The organism is Paracholeplasma morum, from assembly GCF_016907055.1.
In the GTDB taxonomy this organism is placed as follows: domain Bacteria; phylum Bacillota_I; class Bacilli_A; order Acholeplasmatales; family UBA5453; genus Paracholeplasma; species Paracholeplasma morum.
Window position 1 is genome coordinate 21,087 of sequence record NZ_JAFBBG010000011.1, and the last position, 24,940, is coordinate 46,026.

Genomic DNA, 24,940 nt, shown 5'->3' on the forward strand with positions numbered 1-24,940 from the left:
TTTGGGATAGGGCAAGGCTATAAGCCCTATCCTACAAACGATGCGTCAGCGTGTTGGAAACAACAACATATATATAAGCCCTATTTTCCATTTTTATTTCCATTTTGAAGAAAGGGTTAAACTTCCTATTTTCCAAAATTCAATATTAATATATTTTTCGTTTAACAATCGGTGATTTTTGACTAATTTTGTAATACCAATTCAAGTCATTTGGATTCACTGGATTGAACCCACAAATCATCATTGCATCTTTAAATTGATTGTTGGTTAGATAGATTCCTGTATCATCTTGAAGCACATGTTTTAATCCATATGAAGAATGATTTCCATTAACTGTTTTTCTTTTTATGAATCCGTCTTTAATCCATAAATATACTTTTTGCTGAGTCTCAAAAGACAAATCCGACATTAATTCATCATCAATATGTCCATTTTCATTTGTATATGGTTTTCCATTAGTTATCATCTTTATTCTCCCTTTTTATAGGCAGCCTTTTAACTATGCCTTTTTTAAATTCATATGAATCATTAAATTCAGTTACTCTTGCTCTTATAGTCCGTTCAGTGACATCCAAATACTCAGCGAGAGTTTTTATTTCACATTCACCATTGTCATCAATATTTATGTCAAAGGCCTTATCAAATTCATCTTTTCTTGACTCAGGTGTTTGATTTCTTTTACCACTCTTTTCAAGATTCCCTTTAGGATCTCCTTCCGCATAGTTTTTAGCTAAGATACCTTTATCATCAATTCTATGAATAGGATATTCAAACCAAAAGTTTACAGGTTTAAAGTTTCTAAATTCACGCAAACTACTTTCTAATCTCCAAGCAGTTGACGTTGTGTCATCTGCATTTTGTGCCATGAATTCATCACTTGTTTCAAGTTGAATCATATCTAGCTGTGCATCTGGATCACGAGCGAAAACGCCTGATCCTGAAGCTCTATCCATCGCTTTTTTGAAACCTTGAGAACCTTTAGAGTGATGATGACAATAGATTGCAGCACATCCTGTTTCATTACATATTTTGTCAAATTGATTTGAGAAAGCACCCATATCAGACGCATTATTCTCATCACCTGTAATAACTTTATAAATAGGATCTATGATGATTGCATCAAAGCCTTGATTAGCAACTTTTCTTATTAGTTTTGGTACTAATTTATCTAATGGCATTGCACGTCCTCTAAGGTTCCAAACCTTGATATTTCCACTGTTTTTAGGTGATATCTTTAAAGCTTTATAAATCTTATCAAAGCGATGTAAACAACTCGCTCTATCTATCTCTAAATTCACATATAAAACCTTTGATTTTTTACACTGAAATCCTAACCATTTACCACCTTCGGATAATGCAATAGCAAGCTGCATTAATAAGAAACTTTTACCTGCTTTTGAAGAACCAGAAATAAGCATCTTATGTCCAACTCTAACTACACCCTGAATGAGTTCAGGTGCTAAAGTAGGTAAATGTGCTAACTCTTTATCTAGTGATTCGAGTGAAGGCATTTCATCGATTAAACCTTCCGTAAAATCAAGCCATTCATCGTAGGTTCGTCTACCAATATTCGTGTCTACTAAGGTTTGAACAACACCATTTCTTGTCACACCAGGTATACGGGATAGTCGTGATGGATTTCTATTTGCCTTGTCGACTTTTAGTCCGTTTTTATCAAGGAAATCATATAGATAATCAACTCTCTTGCGATAATCTTCCGCATCACTAGCATCGACTCTTACAATTGCATGTAAGCTTCTACCTCCACTGTGAACTAAACATGCTATCGGTAGTTCTAGTTTTCTGTAAATTGCATCTTGCTCATGAATAGGTATTTCATCTGATTCAACTAGTGCATATGTAAATCGAGTTACGTTCTCATTTTTTACACCATGCCCATCAACCGGATTAAATCTAATCCATGCACCACAATCACTTTTCCAATCTCCAATGACTGCACCAATATCATCTGGATATTTTTTTAATAGTTTAATAAGTTCTTTAGCTGTACGGTCAAAGTGACCCTTTCCAGGCATCCATTTATCATCAGCATTTTTCCGTACATCATTTGTTACATAGGCTACTAATTCATCATCTTTATATAACGTTTCTAAATATTTAATCAGCTGTTCTGTTGGTTTCATGGATGTTGTTGGATCATAGATCATACCTTCACCATCGTATTCTATGATGTCATCCCATTCGATTAAACCGCCATTAACTTTTGTTGGCGGTATCCAACCATAATCTTTCGCAAGTTTAATAATCGTGCCACCAGATACGGGATTAGAGGAGCCATTAAAGCCCCTCCATTTTTTATCACATTCCCCATCCTTGTAGCGTTTATCGTTCTTACTCCAGTTATCCCATATATAACATTCATAGCCCTCAGCCTTGAGTGCCATACCGACATTAATCCAATCTTGATAAGAAACGTTTGATACATCTATTTGATTCAAGGCTTCAAGTAAATTGTCCATGTAAATCCTCCTACGGTTGATAACTTGATACGTTTATGCCTTTAGGTAATTGCCATCTGTTCTCAGCTAGTCTTGACACCATTTTGCTAGCTGAATCAAAAGGCCACATACCTACATGATTAAATCCATATCGTTCAAGTAATCTTATTTGTTTAGGTGTAGCTAATCCTTCAACTTGTCTACTCTTCAATTTATCAATTAGCATACTCGCCATACCAAAGCATGATACTGCTTCTATATGTATACCTTGTTTTTCTAAGTAGCTTAATTGTCTTTCAGTCGCAGGTCCCATTTCCCATGTAAAAGTTGGTTCATAGTTTGCTAAATCTTCTGCAGCGATTGAGAATGCATACTGTATTGGATCAACAAGTTTGGATTTGCGTTTCTTCATGGCAGCAAGTTCTCTAGCAAGTGCTTCTTCACGTTCTTTAATTACATCGCTTTCAGCATCTTTTTCTGCTTCAAGTAAATCTATGCCACTTTCTTTATCCATCATCTTTTTATTAATTCGTTTCGCAATTTCTGCGTCTTTAGAAAGGAGAGCTGATGGTTTACATAAATCATGTCTTTCTGTCATCCAAAGAAAATCGAGTAATAATAATTCTTTCTTGTTTGGTGCTAGACGCATACCGCGCCCTACCATTTGTTGATATAAACTTCTAATCTTTGTAGGTCTTAAAACGATTATGCAATCGACTGCCGGAGAATCCCAGCCTTCTGTTAATAACATTGAGTTACACAATACGTCGTACTCACCAGCTTCAAAATCTGCTAGAATTTCATCTCTATCTTTGCTATAGCCATTTACTTCAGCTGCCTTGATTCCATGTAGATTTAGCAGTTCACAGAACTTTTGAGATGTCTTAACAAGAGGTAAGAAAACGACTGTTTTTCGACCTTTACAGTATTTCAACATTTCTAATACAATCTGATTTAAGTAAGGCTCTAAAGCAGTACCTAAATCTCCTACAGCATAGTCACCGTTTGAAACACTGACATTATGAATATCCAATTCAAGAGGTATCATTTGTGCTTTTACTGGGCTAAGATAACCATCTTTGATTGCTTGATGTAATGTGTATTCATAGGCTTTTGAATCAAAATATTTACCTAAACTTTTCTGATCAGAGCGATCAGGTGTTGCAGTTACACCTAGTATGTTTGCACCATCAAAATAATTCAGTATTCGTTGATACGTATCACTCATTGAGTGGTGTGCTTCATCCACTACGATAGTCTTAAAATAATCTTTAGGGAAGTTTGTAAGTCTTTTCTCTTGAGCTAATGTTTGAACAGACGCAATCGTTACTTTTTTCTTTGAGCCAATGGCTGTAGACTCAGCCTTCTCTAAAGCTGAATCTAGTCCACTGGTTTCCATTAATTTAACGGCCGCTTGGTCAAGTAGCTCACCACGATGTGCAAGTATTAAAGCATTACTACCATCTTTTATTTCTTCTTCTACGACTTTAGAAAAGACTACAGTTTTACCTGTCCCTGTAGGAAGAACTAATAATGTTTTTTTATAATCGAGTTTCCACTGATTTCTTATTGCTTCAACTGCAGCATTTTGATAAGGTCTTAGTACCATAGTTGACCCTCCTAGAAAGGAAGATCATCAAAGAAGTCTTCATTATAATCAATGAAACGGTCAACGTCATTTACAAACTTCTCTTCACCATTTTGATTTACGTATGAACGTTGTTTAAAATGAGCTCTACCTTTTGATCCGACTACTTTAGACCAATCCATTACGAGTTTTTCACCATGTTTCTTCTGTCCTATACTTCTAAAGAATCCAGAAAGTCTCCACTCTAAAGAACGATATAAGATTAAATCAAACTTGATAGTTGAAATACCTTCTTTTGATTCGACTTGCACTGTGATAATTGCTTTGTTACATTCTGGAATTTTTGCACTACCATTAAATCTTCCACGTTCAAAATCTATAACCGTGAAATTGTAATCACCTTCAGGTAATAAGATATACTCTTGTCCATCGTTCTCAATGGAATCATTCCATTCAAGAACCAAATTATTGTTGTTAATTTCTGACATTTTTATTTTCCTCCGTTAGTTTTTGAAATTGCTTGAGTGATTTTTGACCAGTTCGGAAAAATCCATCTGGTAATAAAATCATCTGAATAAGTTGATATATCATCTTCTAAAGAATAATGACCTTTTGTAGCGACAACGACCTTAAGTGAATTTTCTGTAATCCCTGCTTCTGCAATCATGCTTTTAAGTTTCATAAGATTTGTGGGTTTTTCTTCAGTTTTAATTTCTTCAATCTGATTTTGCACTTCAACTTCATTAGTAAATAAATGTGCAATTGGTTTAAAACCAAGCTCTAATTCATCTGGTAAATTGAATCTATTTTTCGCATCCCAACAAGCATGATGCGTTGTATACATAACACGCTTGCCACCTTGTGCTTTTTTAGTGTTGTTATCTGTAGTTACCACGTATGTCTTGTAATTGCAGAACAGCAAAATATCACACCACTCTTTAAAAAGAGGTCCTACTTGTCTTGTTAGCTTTAATTCCCATCTATCATAAGCTGAGGTCGCCTCCGGTAATTCGAATTTCCTTGGCTTAGCATGAGCAATAACAACCACATGAATTCCAATTTCAATTACCTTGTTTAGTAATTCAAATAATCGATTTACTTCATCTTGTAAGATGGTGTAACCACGCCCATAACCCCAGTCTTCGATATTAGCTTTTCTAAATTTTTGGCATAAGTAATCGATACAAAAACTTTCAGCTTTATCTAGCGTATCGACAACCAGTGTTTTACAAATAGTTGGATTATCTATGATGGATTTAACAATGGCGGTTAAATTCTCCCAACTCGATGTTTTGATTCTTCTACAATTTATTCGTGTACTACCGTTTTCAGTGTCAATGAATAATGGATCGGGCAGCTCGTTTGCTAGACTTGTTTTGCCGATACCTTCAGCTCCATAAATACCTAACTTGATAGGTAGTTTTTCTTCCCCTTGAATAATTTCAAATGCGAAACTCATATGTCTTTGTCCTCCTTATATTTTTCTATATTCACTTCTTCTCTCTCATCATCTAGAGATGCAACTGAGATTGAACTTTTAGCAATTGTGATGTAATCACCAAGTAGTTCATTTAGCTTTGGTTTACCTAACTGTTTTTGAATTTCAGTAATTCCTAGTAACTTAGGTTTGCTATAAGCTTCATAACCGTTATCAACTAATATCTTTGCGACACTATCGTTGTCAGTAAATGTGCGTGTCACTCTTGAATAAACTAATTTATGCTTTTTGTATTTATGGCCATCAAGTAATCTTTTCAACGCATACGCCTTTATGTCTTCAGCAAACTTGATGAGCTCATCCATTTTAGGTAGCAACTCCTCAATATCATCATCAGTGAGTAATAGGATCTCCTTTGGAGTTTCTTCATACAATGCAAGATTAGTGTTTTTTCTAGCCACACAAACATGTTTTCCAGGACACCATTTACATCCCTTATTTGGAACTGCTATTGGATATGGTTCAAGTGTTTTTTTGATAGATGGAACAACTACATCTTTTTCCCATGCCAGCAACTCTTCAAGTAATAGCTCATACTCGGAAATATTACTAATTCTTTCTTGTAAAATGATTAGTCTTACCTTCTTAATTGGATATAGTTTTCCTATGTTGTTGTAAAGTCCTAAAGCATATAAACCAATTTGTGAGTTTGGTTCTTTGTTACCTTCTTCTTTCATAACCCATGAATCAACCCTTGACCGACCAGTTTTTAAATCAACTACTGTCATGACATCATCAGCAATGATTCCTAAATCTAGAGTTCCAATCATATCTTTAACCAACCATTCCATGTTTAAGGTTTCTTCAATAAATACAATAGGATCTTCACTGATTCTTTTTCGTTCTGATTCAATCAAACTCAGCACTTTGTTAGAATATCCTTCAGCAAGTCTTTGCATCTCTTCATCGTATTGCGTCAAATCTTTTATGACTTCATTAGCTGATTTAATTTCATTATTTTCAAAATCAGATATACGAAGGGATTGTCTTAGAAGTGTTTCACCTAATGTGTGTGTTTCTGTACCATATATAGCTTCAGGCCCTGGTTCATCTTGAAACATCTCAAAAAACTTTGTACTTGCTGGACATGCGAAATATATAGATGATTTACTTGGTGAATGAGTCCTTGAATGTAATTTATCTACCACAGCATCCACCTTCCGTCTTCTCTTTGATTTCACTAATAGTGACATCGCTCACTGAATCACCTGGAATAATGATTGTTACCTTTTGTGAGCTTCCAAAGAGTTTTTCAAACATACTCTTTTTTACCTTCACCTTTTTACAAGTCATAACACCTTTAGATTCCTCTTCCTTTGAAACATTGATATTCATTTTGTGTTTCATCTTGTTTCTCCTTTCTGGGGATATTCTTTGTCCCTCACTGTATGGAGATTTAGACCACCTTTTGACCACCCTATTTGTCAAAAAAAGTTTTATGTTTTTTTCTAATCTGTTCGATGGACTTTTGAACTGCATTCAAGTTGACCTCTTCTTTTTTAGCTATTTCTCTTTGTGTCATACCTTTTTCGAGCATTTCTAATCTTTTTAATTGAGTATGCGTTAAAGTCTTCTTGAATGCTTGTACTTCCTTTTTTGATTCCTCATATTCCAAATCAATCAACATTTGTTCATGTGGATTAGGTTTCGTATCTTGAAACCATTCACCTTCATAATCACAATCATCAAGGGATGCCTTAACGTGATAACGCCATCTACGATTATCATTTTCAAGCTTTCGATCAGCTTCAATATGTAGTCTTCCATACTCTTCATCAACTTCTACTTCGCTAATTGTACCGTCTGCAAAAACATACTTAATCTTCATATAAAAAACCTCCGTTTGATTTCTCGAGACGGAAGTTCTTGGAATTTGGGCATGCTGAAAAAACGTACACAAAACCTCGATATTTTGGATTCATCCATCTCGAATTGTTTTTGTAGTACGCTCTTTCCTTAGGAGAGCATTCCACTATTATTTTGTTACTACTTAATGAAATTAAGGAACTGCTTGATGGGTGATCGTCCCATCGCAGAAGTGAATAAGTAGTAAAATAATGTAAGTTTTACCTTACACAAAGTAGTCTACTCTATTGAATTAAATAATTGAATATGGTCAAATTTACCATTATTTTTATATATGTGTTACTTAATAAATATATAGTTTTTGCGAGTTATTTGATATAATATATAAGATGAGTTATTTTTATTGTTATTTTATTATGACAAAATGAAAAACCATTACTAAACACATGATTTATGCATCTACTAATGGCTTTGTTATGGAGGTAATTTATGAAAAATAATTTGAATTTGGTCGAAAATTTCTATCAAAATAGCCTTTTTACATTTGATAGTTATGAATCTTTCTGTAGAATTGACACAATATACGAAAGTCCCAAAGATGTTAGAAATGTAATTAAGATTTTTAGTGAAAATAACAAACCTATTAAATTTGCTTTTGAACCTAAGAATGGACTAGTTCGTATATCACTGAAAACAGGTGCAGTTGAAGAAAGTGACATATTAAGTTCTCTATTATCAATAAATGCAAATAAAGTTGAAGGATATCAAAAATTCTTCGAAAAAAATGGCTTCTTCTTTCCAATATTTTCTGATAAATTTGTAGAGATTGAAGCTGAACCTTTATTAGCAGTTATTTCAAGAATGAGGGCAACTGTTGAGCTAATGAGTCAAATAAGTGAAATTCAACGGAAAAACTATGAGAAAATATTAACAGTTACTTTGGCTTTATTACTATCTTCAAAAAACTCGATTGCAATTGGATCCAATAAATATGAATCATGTGAACATAATACACTTTACAATGAATTAGATACAGCAAGCCAAATCAATGACAATGAAAGTAGTTTAAGAATGGACAATCAATATAATTTTATTATTACTGATTCTATCTTTGGAGAATATAAGGTTAGTTTAGATGAGTATAGATCTTACAAAGCGGATTATGATGTTTTGAATCCTTTTTGGAGAAGAGTTTTTCACTCATATTTTCATCATCAAGATGCGAGCAAGAATGAGAGATTAATAATTGAAGTTTTATTTCACTCATTTAAAGATATTGGAAGGTTTGAGTTTGTTACATTTAATAGCATTAATTTTATGGAAGAACCAAGATGGGAAAATTACATCGATAGATTTAAAAAAGCTGTTCTTGATGTTGCAAGAATTGTAGTTGCAGAGGAAATCAACTCAAATATTACAGGTGTCTATCCTGAATATGATAGCACTATTATGGAACCGAGATGGCGTGTTGAATCGTTGATGAGTGCACTATATTTCTCAATATTTTACATGAAGCCTAATTTAGAACTAACTAGACTATGCGAGAACCCCAAGTGTGGTCGTTACTTTAAAGTAAGTCGCACTTCTTTAAAGAAAAAATACTGTTGCACTGAATGTGCAAATCGAGCTAATCAAAATAGATATAGAGCAAGAAAAAAAGAAGTTACTATATAACAAAAAAAGAGAGACTGAATATCTCTCTTTTGATTTTTAATCGGTCAACACTTTTTCTATTTCAATACTTAGAAGTTCTTTATCATAATCATGATTTCCATCATAATTTTTTAGTAGGTATCGTGTATCGACAACAATACCTTGGATTCGTTCATAAACCTGATGGGTACTAATCCAATCGCCAATGGCTTCTGCAACATTACCATACCATCCAGTAATCTTAAAATCATTATTTGATTTGTTAAAAGGCATAATGAAAGCATTAAACACTTCTAAACCAACTGGTGCTTTATTATTCTTTACATACTGACCATAAGTGATTTGCTTATTAATGTCAGATGACTGTGGTAATGCATTGATACCTAATCTAGGCAATATACCGTAGCGATAGTATTTTGCATCTAGGACATAATATTTATCTCTATAAATCATGATTGTATCTGGTTCAAGAGCCGATGTAGGTCTACCTTTAGCTGGTCCGTATTTCTCAGTCCATTTTGCATGTGGGAAATAATCATGTTTATTAGGTTCCCCAAAGTACTTATCAATAAGTTTTTCCCAAACTGTTTCAAATCTATCTGTTCCAAAGTAAAATTGCTTATCAATTGTTTTATCATCCATAAACTCAATCATGGCAATCATTGATCTAAATAATTTCTTATCATTGTCATTATTAGTATTAGACAATTTATCGTTTAAGGTCGCAATAAATTTTGTCTTATCAAAAACAATATCTGGTTGTTCAGGCTTATTCGTAGTATAAAGCCAACCAATTTTCTCAAAACTTTCATAAACACAATACTTATGTATTCGTGTAATTAGCCGATTTGAATTTTGGGAAGAAACTCTGACCACCTGATTAAAGTATAAAAGTGATTTACCTTGAATCATTGGAGTTTGAGTTTTAATTGTTCTGCTCCAATCAGTCTTTCCTCGCTTATCCACTTTGTAAGTTGATTCTGTTTCTGTATAATAATTTCCATTATGATCTAAGTAGTAATTAATAACATTTAGGTAGGCTTGTATAGGGAACTCAACTGAATGTGGAGCGGTAAACCTATCCATATGAAGAATTCTATCTGTTTTATCTGTAAAAGTAGCTAAAACATTAAATAGATTTTTTATATCCCTTTTTAGTTCATCCTCGCTTGTAGGTAATTCATACCCCATTGGAAAATAGATTACAACATTATCACTATCAGCCTTTACTCCGACAAATCTATCTCCATCTTCGTTACTATTTACGTGACAGTGTTCACGCAAATTAAAATGATCACGATCTATTGGCATGTAATATACTCACCCCATTAATTTCTTACTAGAGTGTTGTATATATTCTCTTTAAAGACTTCGAATCGTTCATCACCTTTTGCACTCAAAAAATGTTCAATTACGTCTTCTAGACTTCTAACATTATCTAAATCGAAGATATCTTCTTTTGTGAATTTAAAAGCATCGTCCCATAAATATTTGAGAACCTTTTCTGGAAATCTACTATTTTGTTTTTCATCACCTTGAATATATTTTAGATCCTCTATTGAAACAAAATGTGTTCCTAATCGTTTATCCTCTGAAGAGGTCATTCTAATATTTTTTTGCAGTATGATATTATTTATTTCTGAAAAGAATTTTTCCCAAGTAACTGTAGTATCCAGTATTCTCGCATTAGCCAATTCACTTTCTTTTCCTTCTTTAAACTTATTTTTGATAAGTCTCATACTCCATCTTCTTTGGAATGCAGTGTCAAGGGTAAAAACATTTTGGTCGCTTGTATTCATTGTACATAATATTGACATATTTGATGGGATTGATACTTTATAGTTTTCATTACCATATACAATTTTGGCTATGTCACTATTAGTTATTTTATATTCACTACTTCCATCTTTATTTCGATCTAATAATTGGAAAATATCACCAAAAATAGCAGGTGCATTACCTCTATTGACCTCTTCAATAATTAGATAGAACATCTTATTAGGGTTAATATAGGATTTTCTTAATAGTTTCGTAAATGGACCCGGAGTAAACTTATAGCTTACAGATCCATCGTCATCTAGTCTAGGTAATATTTGACCAACAAAATCAGAATAAGTATAGTCAGGATGGAATACTAAACGTTCAATTCTATCATCATCATCGCAATACTCGTTTTTTATAGTCCATGATTTACCTGCACCAGGAACACCATAGAGTATGATATTAGTACCTCCAGTTAATTTGTCTACTTCAACATCATCAAATATCACATCTTGATCTTCATCAAAAATCGTATTTTTACAATACTTATGGAAAACTTTTGAAAAAACAACATTTGATATTTCACATCTTCTAACAAACTCATTAATTTGTCCTAATCTTCCGTATGATGTTTCTGATGGTGTAATATTTAACAGTGAAAGAACCTTTAATTGCCAATCTCTATTATAGAAGACAGGAAATAAATCTGGAAAAATCATGTGGAAATACTTAGTAACCCACAAACTATCAACATATTCAGGAATAATAGTGAATAGTTTGGAGTACAAAGAAAGGTATTGTTCTACTGATTCTAATGGAAGTGATTCTTTGATGGCTTTAACAGCATTCACTAGACCATCTCTAACTTTAACTCCAATAATTATAGTTTCATCAAGTTGAAGTTCTTTTGGATTACGTGCGGTTCCAGTCATCCAAGTTCCATTTCTTTTAAATAAAGGATACTTAAATGCATTCCCGTTTTTTATACTTCCAAATAAATCTGTATTCCTCTTCACATATTCAAGTTCATGACATAGATTATCAGAGTTACCTCCTAAAAATAAAGCATTTAATAACTCTTCGCCGGAGTAAGTTGATAATTTGTCGATACCATAATTTTCGTTAAAGCTAACATAGATTCTTTGTGCTTCTAAATCATCCCCAGTAAACTCCTCGCCTTTTTCTTTAAACCATTCTGGAGTAAGAATCTTAGATGTTTTTTTAGTGTCATCACTAAATAATGATTTGGTAGAGCATAGAAAATCGATGTATTCAGAATCGCTGAAATTATAATTTTTACTTTCAAATTCATATACCTTCTTTGATATTAAAGGTATATACTCTTCTTTCAATGTTAATTTATCATTTGAACTCTCTATGTATTCTAGAAGTTCAATTGCTTTGTTCATTCTATTATCAAACTTACCTCTCAATGTTTTAAACTCTTCGATTACGGAAATGCCACTGTTATACGTTTGATCTCCTTCTTCCCTTAACAATTTGATGTATAGCATTGTTTCCAAAAAGTCTGAATATTTTTTAGTAGTGGCAACAAGATATCTATACTCATTCATTGTAATAGAATATGATCCAGTTGCTTTTCCCAATTCTAATAATATCTTATTTAGAAACATTATCGGGAAAATGGCATACTCTCCTCTAACGTTTGCTTTACCTTCATCAATCGATGAAGAAATATACATTTTTTCAATTTGTCTTGTAATAATATCTTGATATAATTCTGTTTTTTCAAAATCACCAGAACATCTATTTAATATTTCATAATATGTATCTGTAAAAATACATTCATCGTACTTAGATGATGTCATTTTAATTAATCCAAAAAAAGCAGCAACCCTTAATGCTCTATAATTATCTGACAATCTTAAATTGGGTTTGACTGAATTAATCAAACTCACTTTTTTACTTATATGCTCTTCTAAATTGACTGAAACTCCAGGATTATCTTTATAATCTTTTAAAAATGTGACTAAATAACAAAGATGAGCAAAATTAGTTGAATGTTTTACTAAATACCAACATTCATAATCTTGTGCAGACTTAAGTTCGTTCAATTTTCTTTCTAACAATGGATTCATTTATTTCCCCCCTTTAGTAGATTATCTAAAAATCTTGCCAAAAAATATGAGATCTTTGGCGGAACTGCATTACCGATTTGTTTGCAAATTGATGTTCTTTTTCCATAAAAAACAAAATCATCTGGAAAACTTTGTATTCTGGCAGCTTCTCTAGGAGTTAATGTTCTATTTTCAATAGGATGTGTAAACATTCCCCCAGCTGGAGTATCAAATCTTGTAGTAATTGTTGGAGATTGAATGTCCCAACTCAAACGACCGTATGCTCCGCTGTGCACTGATTTAATTTTCTCATTCAAAACTGTAAAATTCTCTCCACTTTTTATTATCTTCATTCTTTCAATTGCCACTTTAGAATGTTTAGTCATATTATGATTTTGAATCTGACTACTTTTTTTAGAATTTGACAAGTAATTTTGATAATTAGTTACAGGTAATAAATTGAACACCATACCATTTTCTGAAGGAGTTGGTAAGTTACCTATTGCATCCCATACGGTTACTGGTTCAAAATAATCAGGGTTCTCTTTCTTAATAGCATTAATGGTTTCATTCCAGATTTTTTCAAAATCAACATTATCTTTTCTTACACCAATTATTATCATTCTTTCCCTTTTTTGTGGGATTCCGAATTCAACAGCATTAACAACTCTATAATATAAATTAAAAGGTTCTCCATCAAGAAGTTCAGCAGATGAAAAATGTCTAAGAATCTCATTAAATACTTCTCCATTTTTCATACTTCTAATACCTTTAACATTTTCAAACACAAATGCTTTTGGTTTAACCAACTTCACTATATTAAAATAATGTTTAAATAAATAATTTCTCGGATCATCAATAAAACCATTTCTGATACGTGCACCAGCCATTGAGAACCCTTGACAAGGTGGTCCACCAATAATTATATCAGTTTCTCCACTTTGGAAAAAATCACTAGTATCTACATTTTGAATATCATCAACTATCATTTTAACATTTGGGTGATTCATTTTGTACGTATTGGCAATTTCTTTATCATATTCAAGTGCTTTAATGACAGTATAACCTGCTTTAATAAAACCCAATGACAAGCCACCACACCCAGAGAATAAATCAATTACTTTCATTTATAGCACCTCCACCTACACGATATCTAAATGCGAAGTTTTTTATATGTATTTTTTCTTCTTCTGTAAGACCATATAACTCACAAATTAGATCGTCAATTTCATGTATCTCATCTATGCAATCTTTGTGTTTATATTCATATTCAGTTTGCTTCGTTCCAACATACAGTTTTGTTTTTTCAAGTTTATTTTCCAATTTTTTCGCAAGTGCATTTACTTTTTGATAACTATCCATATTTGGAACAGTAAATCCTTTTAGCTCTTTATTAGTTATATGCCAACAATCGGACACAGATATCCAATACCACCAAAACAACGAAGAGTTCAGTATACAGAAACATAGATTTGCCATTTCTTTTGAAGAACAACCATACTTTTTATACTCACCAGAATTGTGTTCTTCACGAAATGCTTTTATCCAAAAAGCTGCTCTCATATTTAAGTAAACTGGAACATCTCCTTCTGTTAAAAGTGTAAATAAAGATTTTTGATTCTCAGTTACTTTTTCATAAACAATTTGATCATATAATGACCCTAATTTTGGAATATACTCTTCTTTTACAAATCTATTATGAATTGTTGGTACATTTTCAAATAGATTCTCTCGTTCCTCTTTGTACCAAAATTGATAATTGCCTGTATAAATTCTTGATTCTTCTTTATTAACTCTATGTTTACCTATTAAAATACTTAATTTCTGATGGACTGCAGGAAATAAGCAATCAGGTCTATCACAATAACTTAATATATATTGCTCACTTAATTTGCTTATAAGTATGTTTCTTATTTTTTTCATCCTTGGGGTAGAAATATATGAGAGTGGTATAATAAATCCCATAGCTCCATCACTAGCAAGACAATTTGAAGAGTTTTCTAAAACATTTGCATAAACATTACCATACTTTTTTAATGGAATAGTGTCGCTTTTGTTATCCTCTACATATGGGGGATTCCCAATTATAATGTCAAATTTTTCATTAAATTTCTTATCCAAATTAATGAAATCAATATAAGTGAAATTATTATTAAGTTCTTCTGAAACTCCAAGTACTTTATCTGCTCCATATCTATTTAATAGATAAACAAATAATCTAAGCTTCGTTATGGTTATTGAATCATGGTTAATGTCATTGCCATGAATAGTACGGACTATTCTACATAAATCTTTATTGCTGACAATTGTTTGGTGTAAATCTACCAAGTCTAGTTTCGTTGCTAATGCAACAAGTAAGAATTCTCCAGCTCCACACGTAGGATCAAAAACACTTTTTTCATAACAAAATGATCTATATGGAACACCATTCAAATCTTGCACATGTAAATTGCTTTTTTTAATAATTCCATATAAGGATTTTACTGTGTTTGAAAATATAAAGTTTACTACATCATTTGGAGTATAATAAACACCTTTGCTTTTTCTGTTTAATCCTTTTTCATTGATTGTAGAAAGAATAATTTGTAACTCTTGATATGAGTATTTTCCAAGAATGTGAGAATAATCTTGTGGATTAAACTCTATAAAGTTAGTAAGTTCACTGCTAATAACATCAACTTCTTGTTTACTGAAATTGTGATTTAGATATTTATAAATTTCCTGTAACGTTTTTTCAATTATATTATTAATTACTTGCATTCTCATTTAATTGCACTCTTTCCACTTTTTATCCACTCATCTAATTCGGATCGTTTGAATTTCCACTGTTTACCAATTTTGTGTGCAGGTATATCACTGAACTTTTTTATCCATTCCCTTATTGTAATAACCTTGACACCTAAATATTCAGCAGCCTCTTCTAAACTTATCCATTTGTCATTTGTTAAAGAATGATTATCATACATAGAATCACCTCAAATATAGTTCTAAATAATTATATCACAACTTACCAAATCTAACAATCGGTTTGATGATATTTAATACATGTTTTTTGATATTTTTTCTTATAAACTAATCCTTTGTGTTTTTATTAACCTTTCGTGTTTTTATAGACCTTTTGTGTTTTTATTGAGTATAAAAATAAAAAAGTCTACAAACCACTTGATTTATGTGATTCATAGACTCGTATTTTGGAAAGAAAAAAGGGATATTCTCCCTATTTTCCTATTCTATAAGGTCAACACTATTGTATCAACACTGTTGTGCTAATATGGCGGAGAAAAGGGGATTTGAACCCCTGCGCCGGGTTAACGACCTACGAGCTTTCCAAGCCCGCCCCTTCAACCACTTGGGTATTTCTCCAAAGCCATTTTATTATAGCGTACTATGAGTGACTTTTCAAGTGAAAACTACAAGTTTTATATTTTCAAGTCTCCTGGTTGAATTAGACCCTTTTTTCTAAATATAACATCGACAACATATACTAAGATAATTGGCAATGCAATTTGAAGAATCAAAATGGCCAAGAATGCTTCTGGCGTTTGTCCCATAGCATCTAATGTTCCAAATTGACCTACTAGACCAGATGTACCCATACCGGAACCTGAAGGTGTGGTTTGTGTTTTAAATACTAAAGTAGAGATTGGTCCAAGTATCGCACTAATGATGATTGTTGGCAACCAGATAATTGGTTTCTTTAAGATGTTTTTAAATTGTAACATCGAAGTTCCGATGGCTACTGATATGACTGTCCCAATATTATTGTCTTTTCTTGACATAACTGCAAATCCAAGCATTTGAACTGAACAGCCTACTACTGCTGCACCTCCTGCAATTCCACCAAGAGAAATAGATATTGCGATGGCTGCACTTGAGATTGGAGCTGTAAGTGCCATTCCCATTACAACCGCAATCACAATCCCCATAATAAACGGTTGAAGGTCTGTTGCGTATTGAATAAAGTCACCTAATGCGTTCATCCCTGTTTGTACAGGAGATCCGATTAAATTCGCTACCAAAAAGGCTACTAATACACCGAATAAAGGAACAATAATGATATCCACTGGTGTTTTACGGCTCAAACCGTATTTGAATAAGAAATATACTGAGATGGTACTAAAGTATGCGACCATAGGATCGTTATATAACTTAGTGGCAATACCACCCGCAATTCCCGCTACTACAAGTTTAATGCCATCAAGCTTTAGGGCAATCGCAATCCCAAATCCAATACCAATACCCATCATCGGTTTGATGATGTTAGATAAGTCTAATAAGCTCTCGCTAAAAAACTCTGCCCCAGGGATATTACCAATCAGTTTTGCTAACTGGCCTAAAATAACCCCAATGATTAGTGTTGAGAATAGCCCAATAGCCATCCCATTAAAACTCACAATGAAAAACTGTAAAATACTCTTTCTTTTAGTCATGTTGTCCCCCAACTATCTATGCTTGGTTCTTAATGAACGTCAAGAAATGTTCATGGAACGTTCTTGACTGATCTAAGAACACTAGACTTCTTGCTTTATTATAGCCTTCTAAAATCGTCTTTTGTCTTTTTTGTTCAAGTAACAAACACGCATCTTTGATCACATCATCATCGTGTTCTCCGCATACTAAATATAGTGGATAAAATCCATTAGGCTTACCGAGTTTATAAAAACGTTTAATCCCACTTAATGAGAATACACTCTTTCTTGTAAAACCTTTAGAGGACTTCATAAAGCGCTCTTTACCTGTATCAGTTTGAGAAGCTTTAGAAGCGTAATAGGCTTTAAACTTATTGAAACTAAAGAGCCAAAAGAACCCTAACTTAAACTTCCTAATAAAGCGTTCTTTCTCAATCTTTTTATAGTCATTATCATAGATTGAATAACTGCCAATCGCTGTTAAGCTTTTTAATCTAGCAGGATATATATGTCCAAACGCTTGAGCAATTAATGCCCCTTCTTGAGAACCTATGAAGTGCACATCTTTTATATTATGAGAATCAAAGATTGTCTTTAGTATCTCAGGCATATCTTTTAAACCCACGTTTTTGGATGATTCACTTTTCCCATGACCGGGTAGATCAATTAATATAAGCGAAAAATCCTTTTTTAAGGTAATCACTAATTGGTCATAGATACTCATACTTGATGAAAACGAGTGTAGTAAAACTAGATTCGGTTTCAAATCGTTTTTGTGTATCACATAATAGATTTCACAATCTTTAAATCTAATTGAATAATCCATACTTTAACACCTCATTTTAAGTATACCAAATCATATTATTTTTGACACATAAAACTGTGAGAAAACGCTTTAAATGAAGATTTTATAATTACTACTAAAAATCTTTAATTGCTAAAGACTCATAAAATGTTTCATAAAAACTTATACGTTCATTCACCCTTCTAGAAGATTCAGAAGCATCTTTATCAAATAGAACACTTAAGTCATGAAGCAGTAAGCCTATCACATGACTTTTTACATGAACTACTGATAATCCTTATCCGATGGCGTGAAAATATAACTGTAAAGGTCTGATTGAGGTTTGTTTTGCATACCCACGAATCCTTAAAAATTGTCTTTTTGAATATAGGCATTTTGATGTTTTTGTTTATCGTCTCATCAAACTCCAAGAGCGCCTGCTTTTGTTCATCTTCATAACCTTCTAATAAGGGAATAAGTGTTTCAATCACTTTGATGGAGAATAAACCTATTTCTTTTTTTTCTACGGAAAGATAGCGGTTAATTAAGTTAAGTAAAAAAGGTTCATCCTTATCGAATAAAGTGAAGCATTTCTTCTTTTTGTTTGATGCTATTGTCGAAACAATCGTCTTTTCCATAAATAACCTCACTTGAAATTATATCACTTATATTATGTTTCGTAAGAAAACTATGACAGATGTGCCGTTGTTTGCGGCACTTTTGTAGAGTAAAATAAATTGAATTAACAAAGGAGCCTTACTATGATTCAATTTTGTGTTTACAAGAACATCAAAGAAATTACCCCTGACTTTAACACTTTCAATAGTGTAAAACCGACTAAATAGCTCAATATAGCCAAATGATCGGTTTTTGATTTATTGTCTATAGTTTTAGTTTAAGTTGTTAACTGTAAAAGTCAGGTTATATCATCAAACAAAGGTAATCCTAGGATTGCCTTTTTTGACGCCTATTTATAATAAAGCGCTTTTACAAGGGATATCATTTGTACTACATACCCTTATTTGATAAAATCAAACTGTAAAAAGAGGGTGTTATTTTGACTATCAACGTTAACGATACGATTTTATCGATTATCACACAAGATGAAAAACTAAAAGACATTTTATTTGAACTTGGGTTTAAAGAAATTACCAAACCAGGTATGCTGCAAACCGTTGGCAGGTTTATGACACTAAAGGCAGGTTCAAGTATGAGGAAAATAGATTTGAACAAGATTAAAGAAAGACTTGAAGCACTAGGCCATCAAATAGAGGGGGTATAAGATGAGCGAATTCATCAACAATGTGTCTCAAAAAAGACAAGAAAAACTAAAAGAGATTATCTTAAGTTTACATAATGGCGCGACCCTAGAGGAAGCTAAAAAAGCATTTAAAGAACACTTCGAAGATGTGACGACAAAAGAAATCACCGAGATGGAACAAAGCCTAATGAAAGAAGGCATGCAGGTCGGAGAAGTCCAACGACTATGTGACGTCCATGCTGCGGTATTTGAAGGGTCTATTTCAGATATCCACAGCCTATCTGATCATAACTCAATTCCTGGTCACCCAGTTAGAGTATTCAAACAAGAAAATGAAAGAATCGTTGAGCTGATTGAAAAAGAAATCGAGCCATTTTTAACAGAAAGCGGCAAATCTGCAGATTTGATGTTAAGAGTAGGGTATGATAGATTAAAAGAAATACACAATCACTACGCAAGAAAAGAATACCTTTTCTTCCCTAAACTTGAAAAAGTTGGTATCACTGCACCACCAAAAGTCATGTGGGGTGTAGACGATGAAATCAGAGCTGAAATCAAAGACATCTTAAATGATTTGGGTTCTATTGATCAAGATGAAACCAAAACCAGAGAAAAGATCAAGCTGAATATTGCGAAAATCAAAGATATGGTATTCAAAGAAGATAATATCCTAATGCCAATGTTATTAGAACACATGACATTCTTTGACTGGGTTTTAGTTGACTCATCCTCAGAAGAAATGGGATATTTCTTAGAAAAACCAACTGAATCTTGGAAACAAGAAACCAAATCTGAACCAGAAACCATCCAACCATTCACACCTAAAACAGAAGGCGAAGTGCCATTTGATGCGGGTTCATTGACATTTGAACAAGTGAATCAAATGCTTAACACTTTACCATTTGACATGACGTTTGTTGACCATGAAGGCCATGTAAAATATTTTACACAAGGTAAAGAACGTATTTTTGACAGACCTAAAACGATTGTTGGCAGACACGTATCCATGTGTCATCCACCTCAAAGTGTCCATGTAGTTGAAGAGATTGTGGAATCCTTTAGAAGTGGCAAAAAAGACAACGAAGACTTCTGGATTAAACTGAAAGATATGTTTGTTTATATTAGATACTTTGCAGTCCGTTCAAAAGATGGCAAGTTCTTAGGCACGTTAGAAATCACACAAAACATTAAACCAATCAGAGAACTTGTTGGCGAAAAACGCTTGGTATCGAAGGACTAATGAAAGTCATATACATTATATTAGGATTTCTAAGCCTCGGTTTAGGGTTAATCGGTATTATTTTACCGATTCTACCGACAACCCCGTTTTTATTGTTGACCTTATTCTTTTTTGCGAAAGGTTCAACAAGATTTCACACTTGGTTCATTCAAACTAAGATTTACCATAAGTATCTGAAAACTTTTGCAGAAGAAAGAAGTATGACTAGAAAACAAAAATGGCGTTTGATGATTTTTGTTGATTTAATACTATTATCATCCATGATTATCATCAACCAATGGCTTGTAACGGTTTTATTATTCGTTGTTGGTATCCTCAAATATCTATATTTTTTCACCCAAGTTAAAACCATTAAGGACACGATATGAGTTTAAATGAAAAAAGAAAGTTCGGTTTAATCGAACACATCGGCATCACATATAGAGCGTCATTAAGCTTTTTATATAACAAACTATATAAAAAACAAAATGGCATGAATTTTAAATTTAAAGAACGCATCATGCTTGCAGTCACAGAAGTCAATGGCTGTATCATGTGTTCATATGTCCATACAAAGTTATCGCTAAAAGCAGGATTATCCAATGAAGACATCAAAGAAATCCTCGCAGGTGATTTAGACGGTATTCCAGCAAATGAATCCTTAGCGGTTTTATTTGCGAAGGATTATGCCTATAACAAAGAAACTATTGACCCAGCATTTTATGATAAATTAGAAAAGACCTATGGCATCAGAAAAGCAAGGGCTATATTAGGGGCAGTTGAGTTTATTACCATGACCAATAGTATGGGTATTTCTTTAGCACTGCTTAAGAATACATTAAGCTTTAAACACGTCAAAGGCTCAAATTTCTTAAATGAATTATTGATTCCAATCGCGACTATGGTGTTACTTCCAATGTTCATATTCATCAATTTGTTTGTCATACCGTTTCATAATGGTAAGATTAACAAAAAGATAAATAAACCGGTAAAATAATAAAAATAGTTTTTTGAAAAGCGGATATTTTGCCGCTTTTTTCGTTTTATTAAGTGAAGACTAATTTATCGGCGGATACTTTATGAGAATCGTAAAAATGGAATATGAAAATGTCGTCATTGATGGAGATTTTGTAGAACTACACGATATCACAACTGAATTGCTTGATCAAATTGTAAAACAAGCGATGCAAGATGAAGCGTTATTTGATATCAACCCATCTAATATAAGTCCTTTGGCTGAGTTCTTTAGAATGGTAGAGAATGGTTCAAGACCAAACTCACCATTTAGACAACATTATCTAGAATTAAGTTCTAAGTAACAAATAGCCCTTCATTTAGGCTTTTTATTTTTTCTTGTTTATTTTTGGTTTGTAAAACTGTTATAACCTGACTTTAACACTTTCAATATTGTAAAACCGACTAAATGGCTCAATATAGCCAAATGGTCGGTTTTTGATTTGTTGTCTATAGTTTTAGTTTTAGTTGTTAACTGTAAAAGTCAGGTTATATTATGTTTCGTAAGAAAACTATGACAGATGTGCCGTTGTTTGCGGCACTTTTGTAGAGTAAAATAAATTGAATAACAAAGGAGTCTTACTATGATTCAATTTTGTGTTTACAAGAACATCAAAGAAATTACCCAAGAAGCTACCACTCTAAATGCCTATTTGGATAAGTGCTTCCCAACTTTTAAAGAAGCAAACGACTATTTATCCAAGATGAATGAAGCGTTTGCTTATATGAGAACCGAAAAAATCAACAACGCTAAAGTCCACTACCACACTTTTTATACCATAAAAGAGGAAAGACTTGGTCGCTATTAATGGTATGGACTAAAAAGTGATACCAATCAACCTTAAGGAGAAAACGATATGAAGAAATTATTAATCCTAGTATTAGTACTTGGACTTTTTGGATGCAATAAAACAGAAATTTAAATAGAGGATATCCCTGCGGAAACTGAGACACTAAATTATAGTGATTATTCTATAACCTTTAATCAAACGGGGGGCGTGGATCTCTATGATTCCATTATGATTAGTGATCTATCTAACTTTAGGGTGTATGCTAGAAAAACTTCTCAATTCAGTAAATACAATCTTAATAAAGACGAAAACGCCAATTTGATGGCGTTTTTCTTATTTTAAGAGCTCAATGATTCTAAGACTTTTGGTGTTATATCCTATTTCTATAAATCTTAAGGCTGCCATGATAAAGATCGCTTTATCCAATGATTCTAATCCCATCGATTTCAATTTCTTGAGATAGTTAATGCTCAATCTGTACGCATGTTCCCTTAAGATGACATAACTCCTAGCCAAATCCAATACGGGATTTCCCTGTTTTGCGTTTACCCAGTCAATGATGAAATGTGAAGACCCATCGAATAGGATATTTTCAAAATGTAAATCTAGATGGAGGAGATTATCCATGTGTTTAATCGATGCTAAATAGTCTAAAGCTTTATCTTTGATATTTTCATCTAATGAGGATTTACTAAGTGTCTCAAAAAATCTATCATGGGCATTTTCTAACCCTTTTACATGATAGCTATGGATTTCATCTCCTAGACGGATTAAATCCTCAATGCCATTTTTATAATGATGTTTTATAGAGTGCACTGCAAGCGTTTCTCCACTGAAATAAGTCATTTTAAGTTCATGATCATTATTGGTGTCATAAAAGAATGGCATGTTCAGTGAGGTTTCTTCTTTAATGAGGTTCGTTAGTCTTTTTTCATACTCTATGGCATGGATATCATGAGAAGGCTTATAGATTTTATAGGCAAACCCCTCTTCAAAATAGACACTTGCGGTCATACCTGACCCGATTAAGTTCTTAGCCATGATTCTCACCTATGTGATCGATGCGTTGAAATAAGGTTGGATGGTCATATAGTAGTGTGACAATCAATGGGTGTGGGTTCAAATCCGTTAAGTTAATCTTTGAGAGTTTAATTAACGCACTGGTGAAAGATGCTTTATCATGAACCGTTACGGCATATTGATCCGCTTTATATTCCATGGACCTAATCCATTTGTTTTGTGGGACTTTAATCAAAATCATCATGATCTCAAACAATTCAAACAAAATGATAAATGAAAATACAAAATTAGAATCACTAAACCCAAAGGCAGTAGATAATGGTTTAAAGCCTGCAAATACCCCAAGAAGAATAATGATTAATCCGATAGATAAAAAGCTTAAGGGCAGCATTTTAACGATGTCCTTGTGCTTGGCATGCCCAAGTTCATGAGCCAAAACCGCAACAATCTCAGATTCTTCTAATCCTTCAATCGTTGTATCATATAATACGATTCTTCTTCTTTTGCCAATCCCTGTAAAATACGCATTCATTTTCTTTGAACGTTTGCTAGCATTCATCACAAGCACTTTGGACACTTTAGAGTTTGTACTTTTAAGTAAGTCATGGATTGATGCTTTAAGTGATCCTTCTTCAAGGGGTGAAAACTTGTTATAGAGTTTGCTCATTATTGGAAATATAATGAGGGTCAAAGTCATAAATAGGAAAGCTACTATTAACCCAAACAATACAAATAACCCCTCTGTCTCCTCGTAGATGGAATAAAGACCAATAACGATGCCAGTTTCTAAAACTAACCAAGTTATTGTCTCGATTAGCTTATCTTTGATAAATAGTTTTTTGGTTTGAGTGTTAAACCCATATTTCTCTTCAATCTTAAAAATACGGATGTAATCAAACGTAATCACAATTGGTAACGGAATAATCGTTACAATCAAAAAGAAATAGGCATTTTGGGTATAGGTATCATAAGAAAAACCCTCAAGCCAGTGATAAATCTCAAAGTGTAAATTGAGGATAAGCATGGTGATGAGGATTAGAAAAAGAATCCCTTTATTGATCACTGATAACTTACTTTTCTCTTTATTGTAGGCATCCCACTTTTGATAAGTTTTTTTATCATATACCTCATAAGTTCTTTGATCGATATGCTTGGGTTTTTTAGTCAATAAATAATGAATAAACCCGTCTATACCTGCAAGTAACACCACTAACGTAATCACAACTATTTTCATATAAACACGACCTTTTACTTAATCATACAAAATAAAAAAATGAAAGACAACCTCAAAAGGTGAACAGCCTCTTGTCAAGTAGACACGGTAAATAATATAAAATTAGATGGCCATATACCTATATTCTAAAGGTGTATGGCTTTTTAATTTACGTTGTATTCTTTCATGATTATAGAACTTAATGTAATCTTTAATTGCTTTTGTGAGTTTTTCTGATGAATCAAACGTTTCTAAATAATACATTTCAGATTTGATGATGCCCCATAAGTTCTCGATTGGTCCATTATCAATACACTTACCTACTCTAGACATACTTTGCACCATATTGTGTTTATCTAATAGATTTTTAAATGATCTGCTCGTGT

General features: G+C 32.8%; 26 protein-coding genes and 1 tRNA gene. 7 read left to right on the forward strand and 20 right to left on the reverse strand.

Annotated elements, in window-relative coordinates:
- Positions 1–145: 145 nt before the first annotated feature.
- The 8 genes from JN09_RS05735 to JN09_RS05770 form a co-directional block, all read right to left on the reverse strand.
- Positions 146–466 carry a hypothetical protein gene (locus JN09_RS05735; protein ID WP_204433650.1) on the reverse strand — a complete coding sequence of 107 codons (321 nt, stop codon included), beginning with the start codon at positions 464–466 and terminating at the stop codon, positions 146–148.
- On the reverse strand, positions 456–2,480 hold the full coding sequence (locus tag JN09_RS05740; protein ID WP_204433651.1) for an AAA family ATPase: 2,025 nt from the start codon (positions 2,478–2,480) through the stop codon (positions 456–458). The genes JN09_RS05735 and JN09_RS05740 overlap by 11 nt, the downstream gene beginning before the upstream one ends.
- A gap of 10 nt (positions 2,481–2,490) precedes the next feature.
- Positions 2,491–4,068, reverse strand: a complete 1,578-nt coding sequence (locus JN09_RS05745; RefSeq protein ID WP_204433652.1) for a DEAD/DEAH box helicase — start codon at positions 4,066–4,068, stop codon at positions 2,491–2,493.
- Between the two features lie 11 nt (positions 4,069–4,079).
- A complete protein-coding gene (locus JN09_RS05750) occupies positions 4,080–4,535 on the reverse strand; it encodes a hypothetical protein (RefSeq protein WP_204433654.1) in 456 nt (151 codons plus the stop codon).
- A 2-nt stretch (positions 4,536–4,537) separates the two neighbouring features.
- A complete protein-coding gene (locus JN09_RS05755) occupies positions 4,538–5,506 on the reverse strand; it encodes an ATP-binding protein (RefSeq protein ID WP_204433656.1) in 969 nt (322 codons plus the stop codon).
- Positions 5,503–6,693 carry a DUF2800 domain-containing protein gene (locus JN09_RS05760; protein WP_204433657.1) on the reverse strand — a complete coding sequence of 397 codons (1,191 nt, stop codon included), beginning with the start codon at positions 6,691–6,693 and terminating at the stop codon, positions 5,503–5,505. Before JN09_RS05760 ends, JN09_RS05755 begins: the two co-directional genes overlap by 4 nt.
- On the reverse strand, positions 6,683–6,892 hold the full coding sequence (locus JN09_RS05765) for a hypothetical protein (protein ID WP_204433658.1): 210 nt from the start codon (positions 6,890–6,892) through the stop codon (positions 6,683–6,685). The genes JN09_RS05760 and JN09_RS05765 overlap by 11 nt, the downstream gene beginning before the upstream one ends.
- 70 nt (positions 6,893–6,962) lie before the next feature.
- On the reverse strand, positions 6,963–7,373 hold the full coding sequence (locus JN09_RS05770) for a helix-turn-helix transcriptional regulator (RefSeq protein WP_204433659.1): 411 nt from the start codon (positions 7,371–7,373) through the stop codon (positions 6,963–6,965).
- Between the two features lie 467 nt (positions 7,374–7,840).
- Here JN09_RS05770 and JN09_RS05775 point away from each other — a divergent pair, with 467 nt between their 5' ends.
- On the forward strand, positions 7,841–9,025 hold the full coding sequence (locus tag JN09_RS05775) for a CGNR zinc finger domain-containing protein (RefSeq protein ID WP_204433661.1): 1,185 nt from the start codon (positions 7,841–7,843) through the stop codon (positions 9,023–9,025).
- A gap of 36 nt (positions 9,026–9,061) precedes the next feature.
- Here the strand turns inward: JN09_RS05775 and JN09_RS05780 are convergent, their stop codons facing one another.
- The 9 genes from JN09_RS05780 to JN09_RS05820 form a co-directional block, all read right to left on the reverse strand.
- Positions 9,062–10,315 (reverse strand): LlaJI family restriction endonuclease, encoded by a 1,254-nt coding sequence (locus tag JN09_RS05780; protein ID WP_204433669.1) that lies wholly within the window; start codon positions 10,313–10,315, stop codon positions 9,062–9,064.
- Between the two features lie 17 nt (positions 10,316–10,332).
- Positions 10,333–12,864 carry an McrB family protein gene (locus JN09_RS05785; RefSeq protein WP_204433674.1) on the reverse strand — a complete coding sequence of 844 codons (2,532 nt, stop codon included), beginning with the start codon at positions 12,862–12,864 and terminating at the stop codon, positions 10,333–10,335.
- Positions 12,861–13,970, reverse strand: a complete 1,110-nt coding sequence (locus tag JN09_RS05790; protein WP_204433675.1) for a DNA cytosine methyltransferase — start codon at positions 13,968–13,970, stop codon at positions 12,861–12,863. The genes JN09_RS05785 and JN09_RS05790 overlap by 4 nt, the downstream gene beginning before the upstream one ends.
- Positions 13,957–15,609: an Eco57I restriction-modification methylase domain-containing protein gene (locus tag JN09_RS05795; RefSeq protein ID WP_204433676.1), complete on the reverse strand. Its 1,653-nt coding sequence runs from the start codon at positions 15,607–15,609 to the stop codon at positions 13,957–13,959. The genes JN09_RS05790 and JN09_RS05795 overlap by 14 nt, the downstream gene beginning before the upstream one ends.
- Positions 15,606–15,809, reverse strand: coding sequence for a helix-turn-helix domain-containing protein (locus JN09_RS05800; protein ID WP_204433677.1), 204 nt, complete (start codon positions 15,807–15,809; stop codon positions 15,606–15,608). Before JN09_RS05800 ends, JN09_RS05795 begins: the two co-directional genes overlap by 4 nt.
- A gap of 306 nt (positions 15,810–16,115) precedes the next feature.
- Positions 16,116–16,206 (reverse strand) — tRNA-Ser (locus JN09_RS05805).
- Between the two features lie 56 nt (positions 16,207–16,262).
- Positions 16,263–17,273 carry a PTS sugar transporter subunit IIC gene (locus JN09_RS05810; RefSeq protein ID WP_204433679.1) on the reverse strand — a complete coding sequence of 337 codons (1,011 nt, stop codon included), beginning with the start codon at positions 17,271–17,273 and terminating at the stop codon, positions 16,263–16,265.
- A 16-nt stretch (positions 17,274–17,289) separates the two neighbouring features.
- The gene (locus JN09_RS05815; protein ID WP_204433681.1) at positions 17,290–18,078 is read right to left on the reverse strand and encodes an alpha/beta hydrolase; all 789 of its coding nucleotides are present in this window, start codon (positions 18,076–18,078) and stop codon (positions 17,290–17,292) included.
- A 203-nt stretch (positions 18,079–18,281) separates the two neighbouring features.
- Entirely contained in the window at positions 18,282–18,674 is a 393-nt protein-coding gene (locus JN09_RS05820) for a hypothetical protein (protein WP_204433683.1), read from the reverse strand.
- A gap of 419 nt (positions 18,675–19,093) precedes the next feature.
- On the opposite strand from JN09_RS05820, the gene JN09_RS05825 reads away from it, so the two are divergent.
- The 6 genes from JN09_RS05825 (at position 19,094) to JN09_RS05850 (ending at position 22,339) form a co-directional block, all read left to right on the forward strand.
- Entirely contained in the window at positions 19,094–19,318 is a 225-nt protein-coding gene (locus JN09_RS05825; protein ID WP_204433685.1) for a DUF1858 domain-containing protein, read from the forward strand.
- Position 19,319: 1 nt separating this feature from the next.
- Complete coding sequence (locus tag JN09_RS05830; RefSeq protein WP_204433686.1) at positions 19,320–20,537, forward strand: DUF438 domain-containing protein; 1,218 nt, start codon at positions 19,320–19,322, stop codon at positions 20,535–20,537.
- Positions 20,537–20,905 carry a DUF454 family protein gene (locus JN09_RS05835; protein WP_204433687.1) on the forward strand — a complete coding sequence of 123 codons (369 nt, stop codon included), beginning with the start codon at positions 20,537–20,539 and terminating at the stop codon, positions 20,903–20,905. Before JN09_RS05830 ends, JN09_RS05835 begins: the two co-directional genes overlap by 1 nt.
- The gene (locus JN09_RS05840; protein WP_204433692.1) at positions 20,902–21,513 is read left to right on the forward strand and encodes a carboxymuconolactone decarboxylase family protein; all 612 of its coding nucleotides are present in this window, start codon (positions 20,902–20,904) and stop codon (positions 21,511–21,513) included. The genes JN09_RS05835 and JN09_RS05840 overlap by 4 nt, the downstream gene beginning before the upstream one ends.
- 82 nt (positions 21,514–21,595) lie before the next feature.
- Complete coding sequence (locus tag JN09_RS05845; protein WP_204433694.1) at positions 21,596–21,835, forward strand: hypothetical protein; 240 nt, start codon at positions 21,596–21,598, stop codon at positions 21,833–21,835.
- 279 nt (positions 21,836–22,114) lie between these two features.
- Complete coding sequence (locus JN09_RS05850) at positions 22,115–22,339, forward strand: hypothetical protein (protein ID WP_204433700.1); 225 nt, start codon at positions 22,115–22,117, stop codon at positions 22,337–22,339.
- Between the two features lie 315 nt (positions 22,340–22,654).
- On the opposite strand, the gene JN09_RS05855 is transcribed toward JN09_RS05850, so the two are convergent.
- From JN09_RS05855 to JN09_RS05865, 3 genes are all read right to left on the reverse strand, one after another.
- Complete coding sequence (locus JN09_RS05855) at positions 22,655–23,362, reverse strand: aminoglycoside phosphotransferase family protein (protein WP_204433701.1); 708 nt, start codon at positions 23,360–23,362, stop codon at positions 22,655–22,657.
- Positions 23,355–24,575, reverse strand: a complete 1,221-nt coding sequence (locus JN09_RS05860) for a M48 family metallopeptidase (protein WP_204433703.1) — start codon at positions 24,573–24,575, stop codon at positions 23,355–23,357. The genes JN09_RS05855 and JN09_RS05860 overlap by 8 nt, the downstream gene beginning before the upstream one ends.
- Before the next feature lie 102 nt (positions 24,576–24,677).
- The gene (locus JN09_RS05865) at positions 24,678–24,899 is read right to left on the reverse strand and encodes an IS3 family transposase (RefSeq protein ID WP_204433704.1); all 222 of its coding nucleotides are present in this window, start codon (positions 24,897–24,899) and stop codon (positions 24,678–24,680) included.
- Positions 24,900–24,940 lie beyond the last annotated feature (41 nt).

Bases quoted from the DNA above. Each gene is read 5' to 3' on its own strand.
- JN09_RS05735 (WP_204433650.1), bottom strand. From the start codon at position 466: ATGATAACTAATGGAAAACCATATACAAATGAAAATGGACATATTGAT.
- JN09_RS05740 (WP_204433651.1), bottom strand. From the start codon at position 2,480: ATGGACAATTTACTTGAAGCCTTGAATCAAATAGATGTATCAAACGTT.
- JN09_RS05745 (WP_204433652.1), bottom strand. From the start codon at position 4,068: ATGGTACTAAGACCTTATCAAAATGCTGCAGTTGAAGCAATAAGAAAT.
- JN09_RS05750 (WP_204433654.1), bottom strand. From the start codon at position 4,535: ATGTCAGAAATTAACAACAATAATTTGGTTCTTGAATGGAATGATTCC.
- JN09_RS05755 (WP_204433656.1), bottom strand. From the start codon at position 5,506: ATGAGTTTCGCATTTGAAATTATTCAAGGGGAAGAAAAACTACCTATC.
- JN09_RS05765 (WP_204433658.1), bottom strand. From the start codon at position 6,892: ATGAAACACAAAATGAATATCAATGTTTCAAAGGAAGAGGAATCTAAA.
- JN09_RS05770 (WP_204433659.1), bottom strand. From the start codon at position 7,373: ATGAAGATTAAGTATGTTTTTGCAGACGGTACAATTAGCGAAGTAGAA.
- JN09_RS05775 (WP_204433661.1), top strand. From the start codon at position 7,841: ATGAAAAATAATTTGAATTTGGTCGAAAATTTCTATCAAAATAGCCTT.
- JN09_RS05780 (WP_204433669.1), bottom strand. From the start codon at position 10,315: ATGCCAATAGATCGTGATCATTTTAATTTGCGTGAACACTGTCACGTA.
- JN09_RS05785 (WP_204433674.1), bottom strand. From the start codon at position 12,864: ATGAATCCATTGTTAGAAAGAAAATTGAACGAACTTAAGTCTGCACAA.
- JN09_RS05790 (WP_204433675.1), bottom strand. From the start codon at position 13,970: ATGAAAGTAATTGATTTATTCTCTGGGTGTGGTGGCTTGTCATTGGGT.
- JN09_RS05795 (WP_204433676.1), bottom strand. From the start codon at position 15,609: ATGAGAATGCAAGTAATTAATAATATAATTGAAAAAACGTTACAGGAA.
- JN09_RS05800 (WP_204433677.1), bottom strand. From the start codon at position 15,809: ATGTATGATAATCATTCTTTAACAAATGACAAATGGATAAGTTTAGAA.
- JN09_RS05810 (WP_204433679.1), bottom strand. From the start codon at position 17,273: ATGACTAAAAGAAAGAGTATTTTACAGTTTTTCATTGTGAGTTTTAAT.
- JN09_RS05815 (WP_204433681.1), bottom strand. From the start codon at position 18,078: ATGGATTATTCAATTAGATTTAAAGATTGTGAAATCTATTATGTGATA.
- JN09_RS05820 (WP_204433683.1), bottom strand. From the start codon at position 18,674: ATGGAAAAGACGATTGTTTCGACAATAGCATCAAACAAAAAGAAGAAA.
- JN09_RS05830 (WP_204433686.1), top strand. From the start codon at position 19,320: ATGAGCGAATTCATCAACAATGTGTCTCAAAAAAGACAAGAAAAACTA.
- JN09_RS05835 (WP_204433687.1), top strand. From the start codon at position 20,537: ATGAAAGTCATATACATTATATTAGGATTTCTAAGCCTCGGTTTAGGG.
- JN09_RS05840 (WP_204433692.1), top strand. From the start codon at position 20,902: ATGAGTTTAAATGAAAAAAGAAAGTTCGGTTTAATCGAACACATCGGC.
- JN09_RS05845 (WP_204433694.1), top strand. From the start codon at position 21,596: ATGAGAATCGTAAAAATGGAATATGAAAATGTCGTCATTGATGGAGAT.
- JN09_RS05850 (WP_204433700.1), top strand. From the start codon at position 22,115: ATGATTCAATTTTGTGTTTACAAGAACATCAAAGAAATTACCCAAGAA.
- JN09_RS05855 (WP_204433701.1), bottom strand. From the start codon at position 23,362: ATGGCTAAGAACTTAATCGGGTCAGGTATGACCGCAAGTGTCTATTTT.
- JN09_RS05860 (WP_204433703.1), bottom strand. From the start codon at position 24,575: ATGAAAATAGTTGTGATTACGTTAGTGGTGTTACTTGCAGGTATAGAC.
- JN09_RS05865 (WP_204433704.1), bottom strand. From the start codon at position 24,899: ATGGTGCAAAGTATGTCTAGAGTAGGTAAGTGTATTGATAATGGACCA.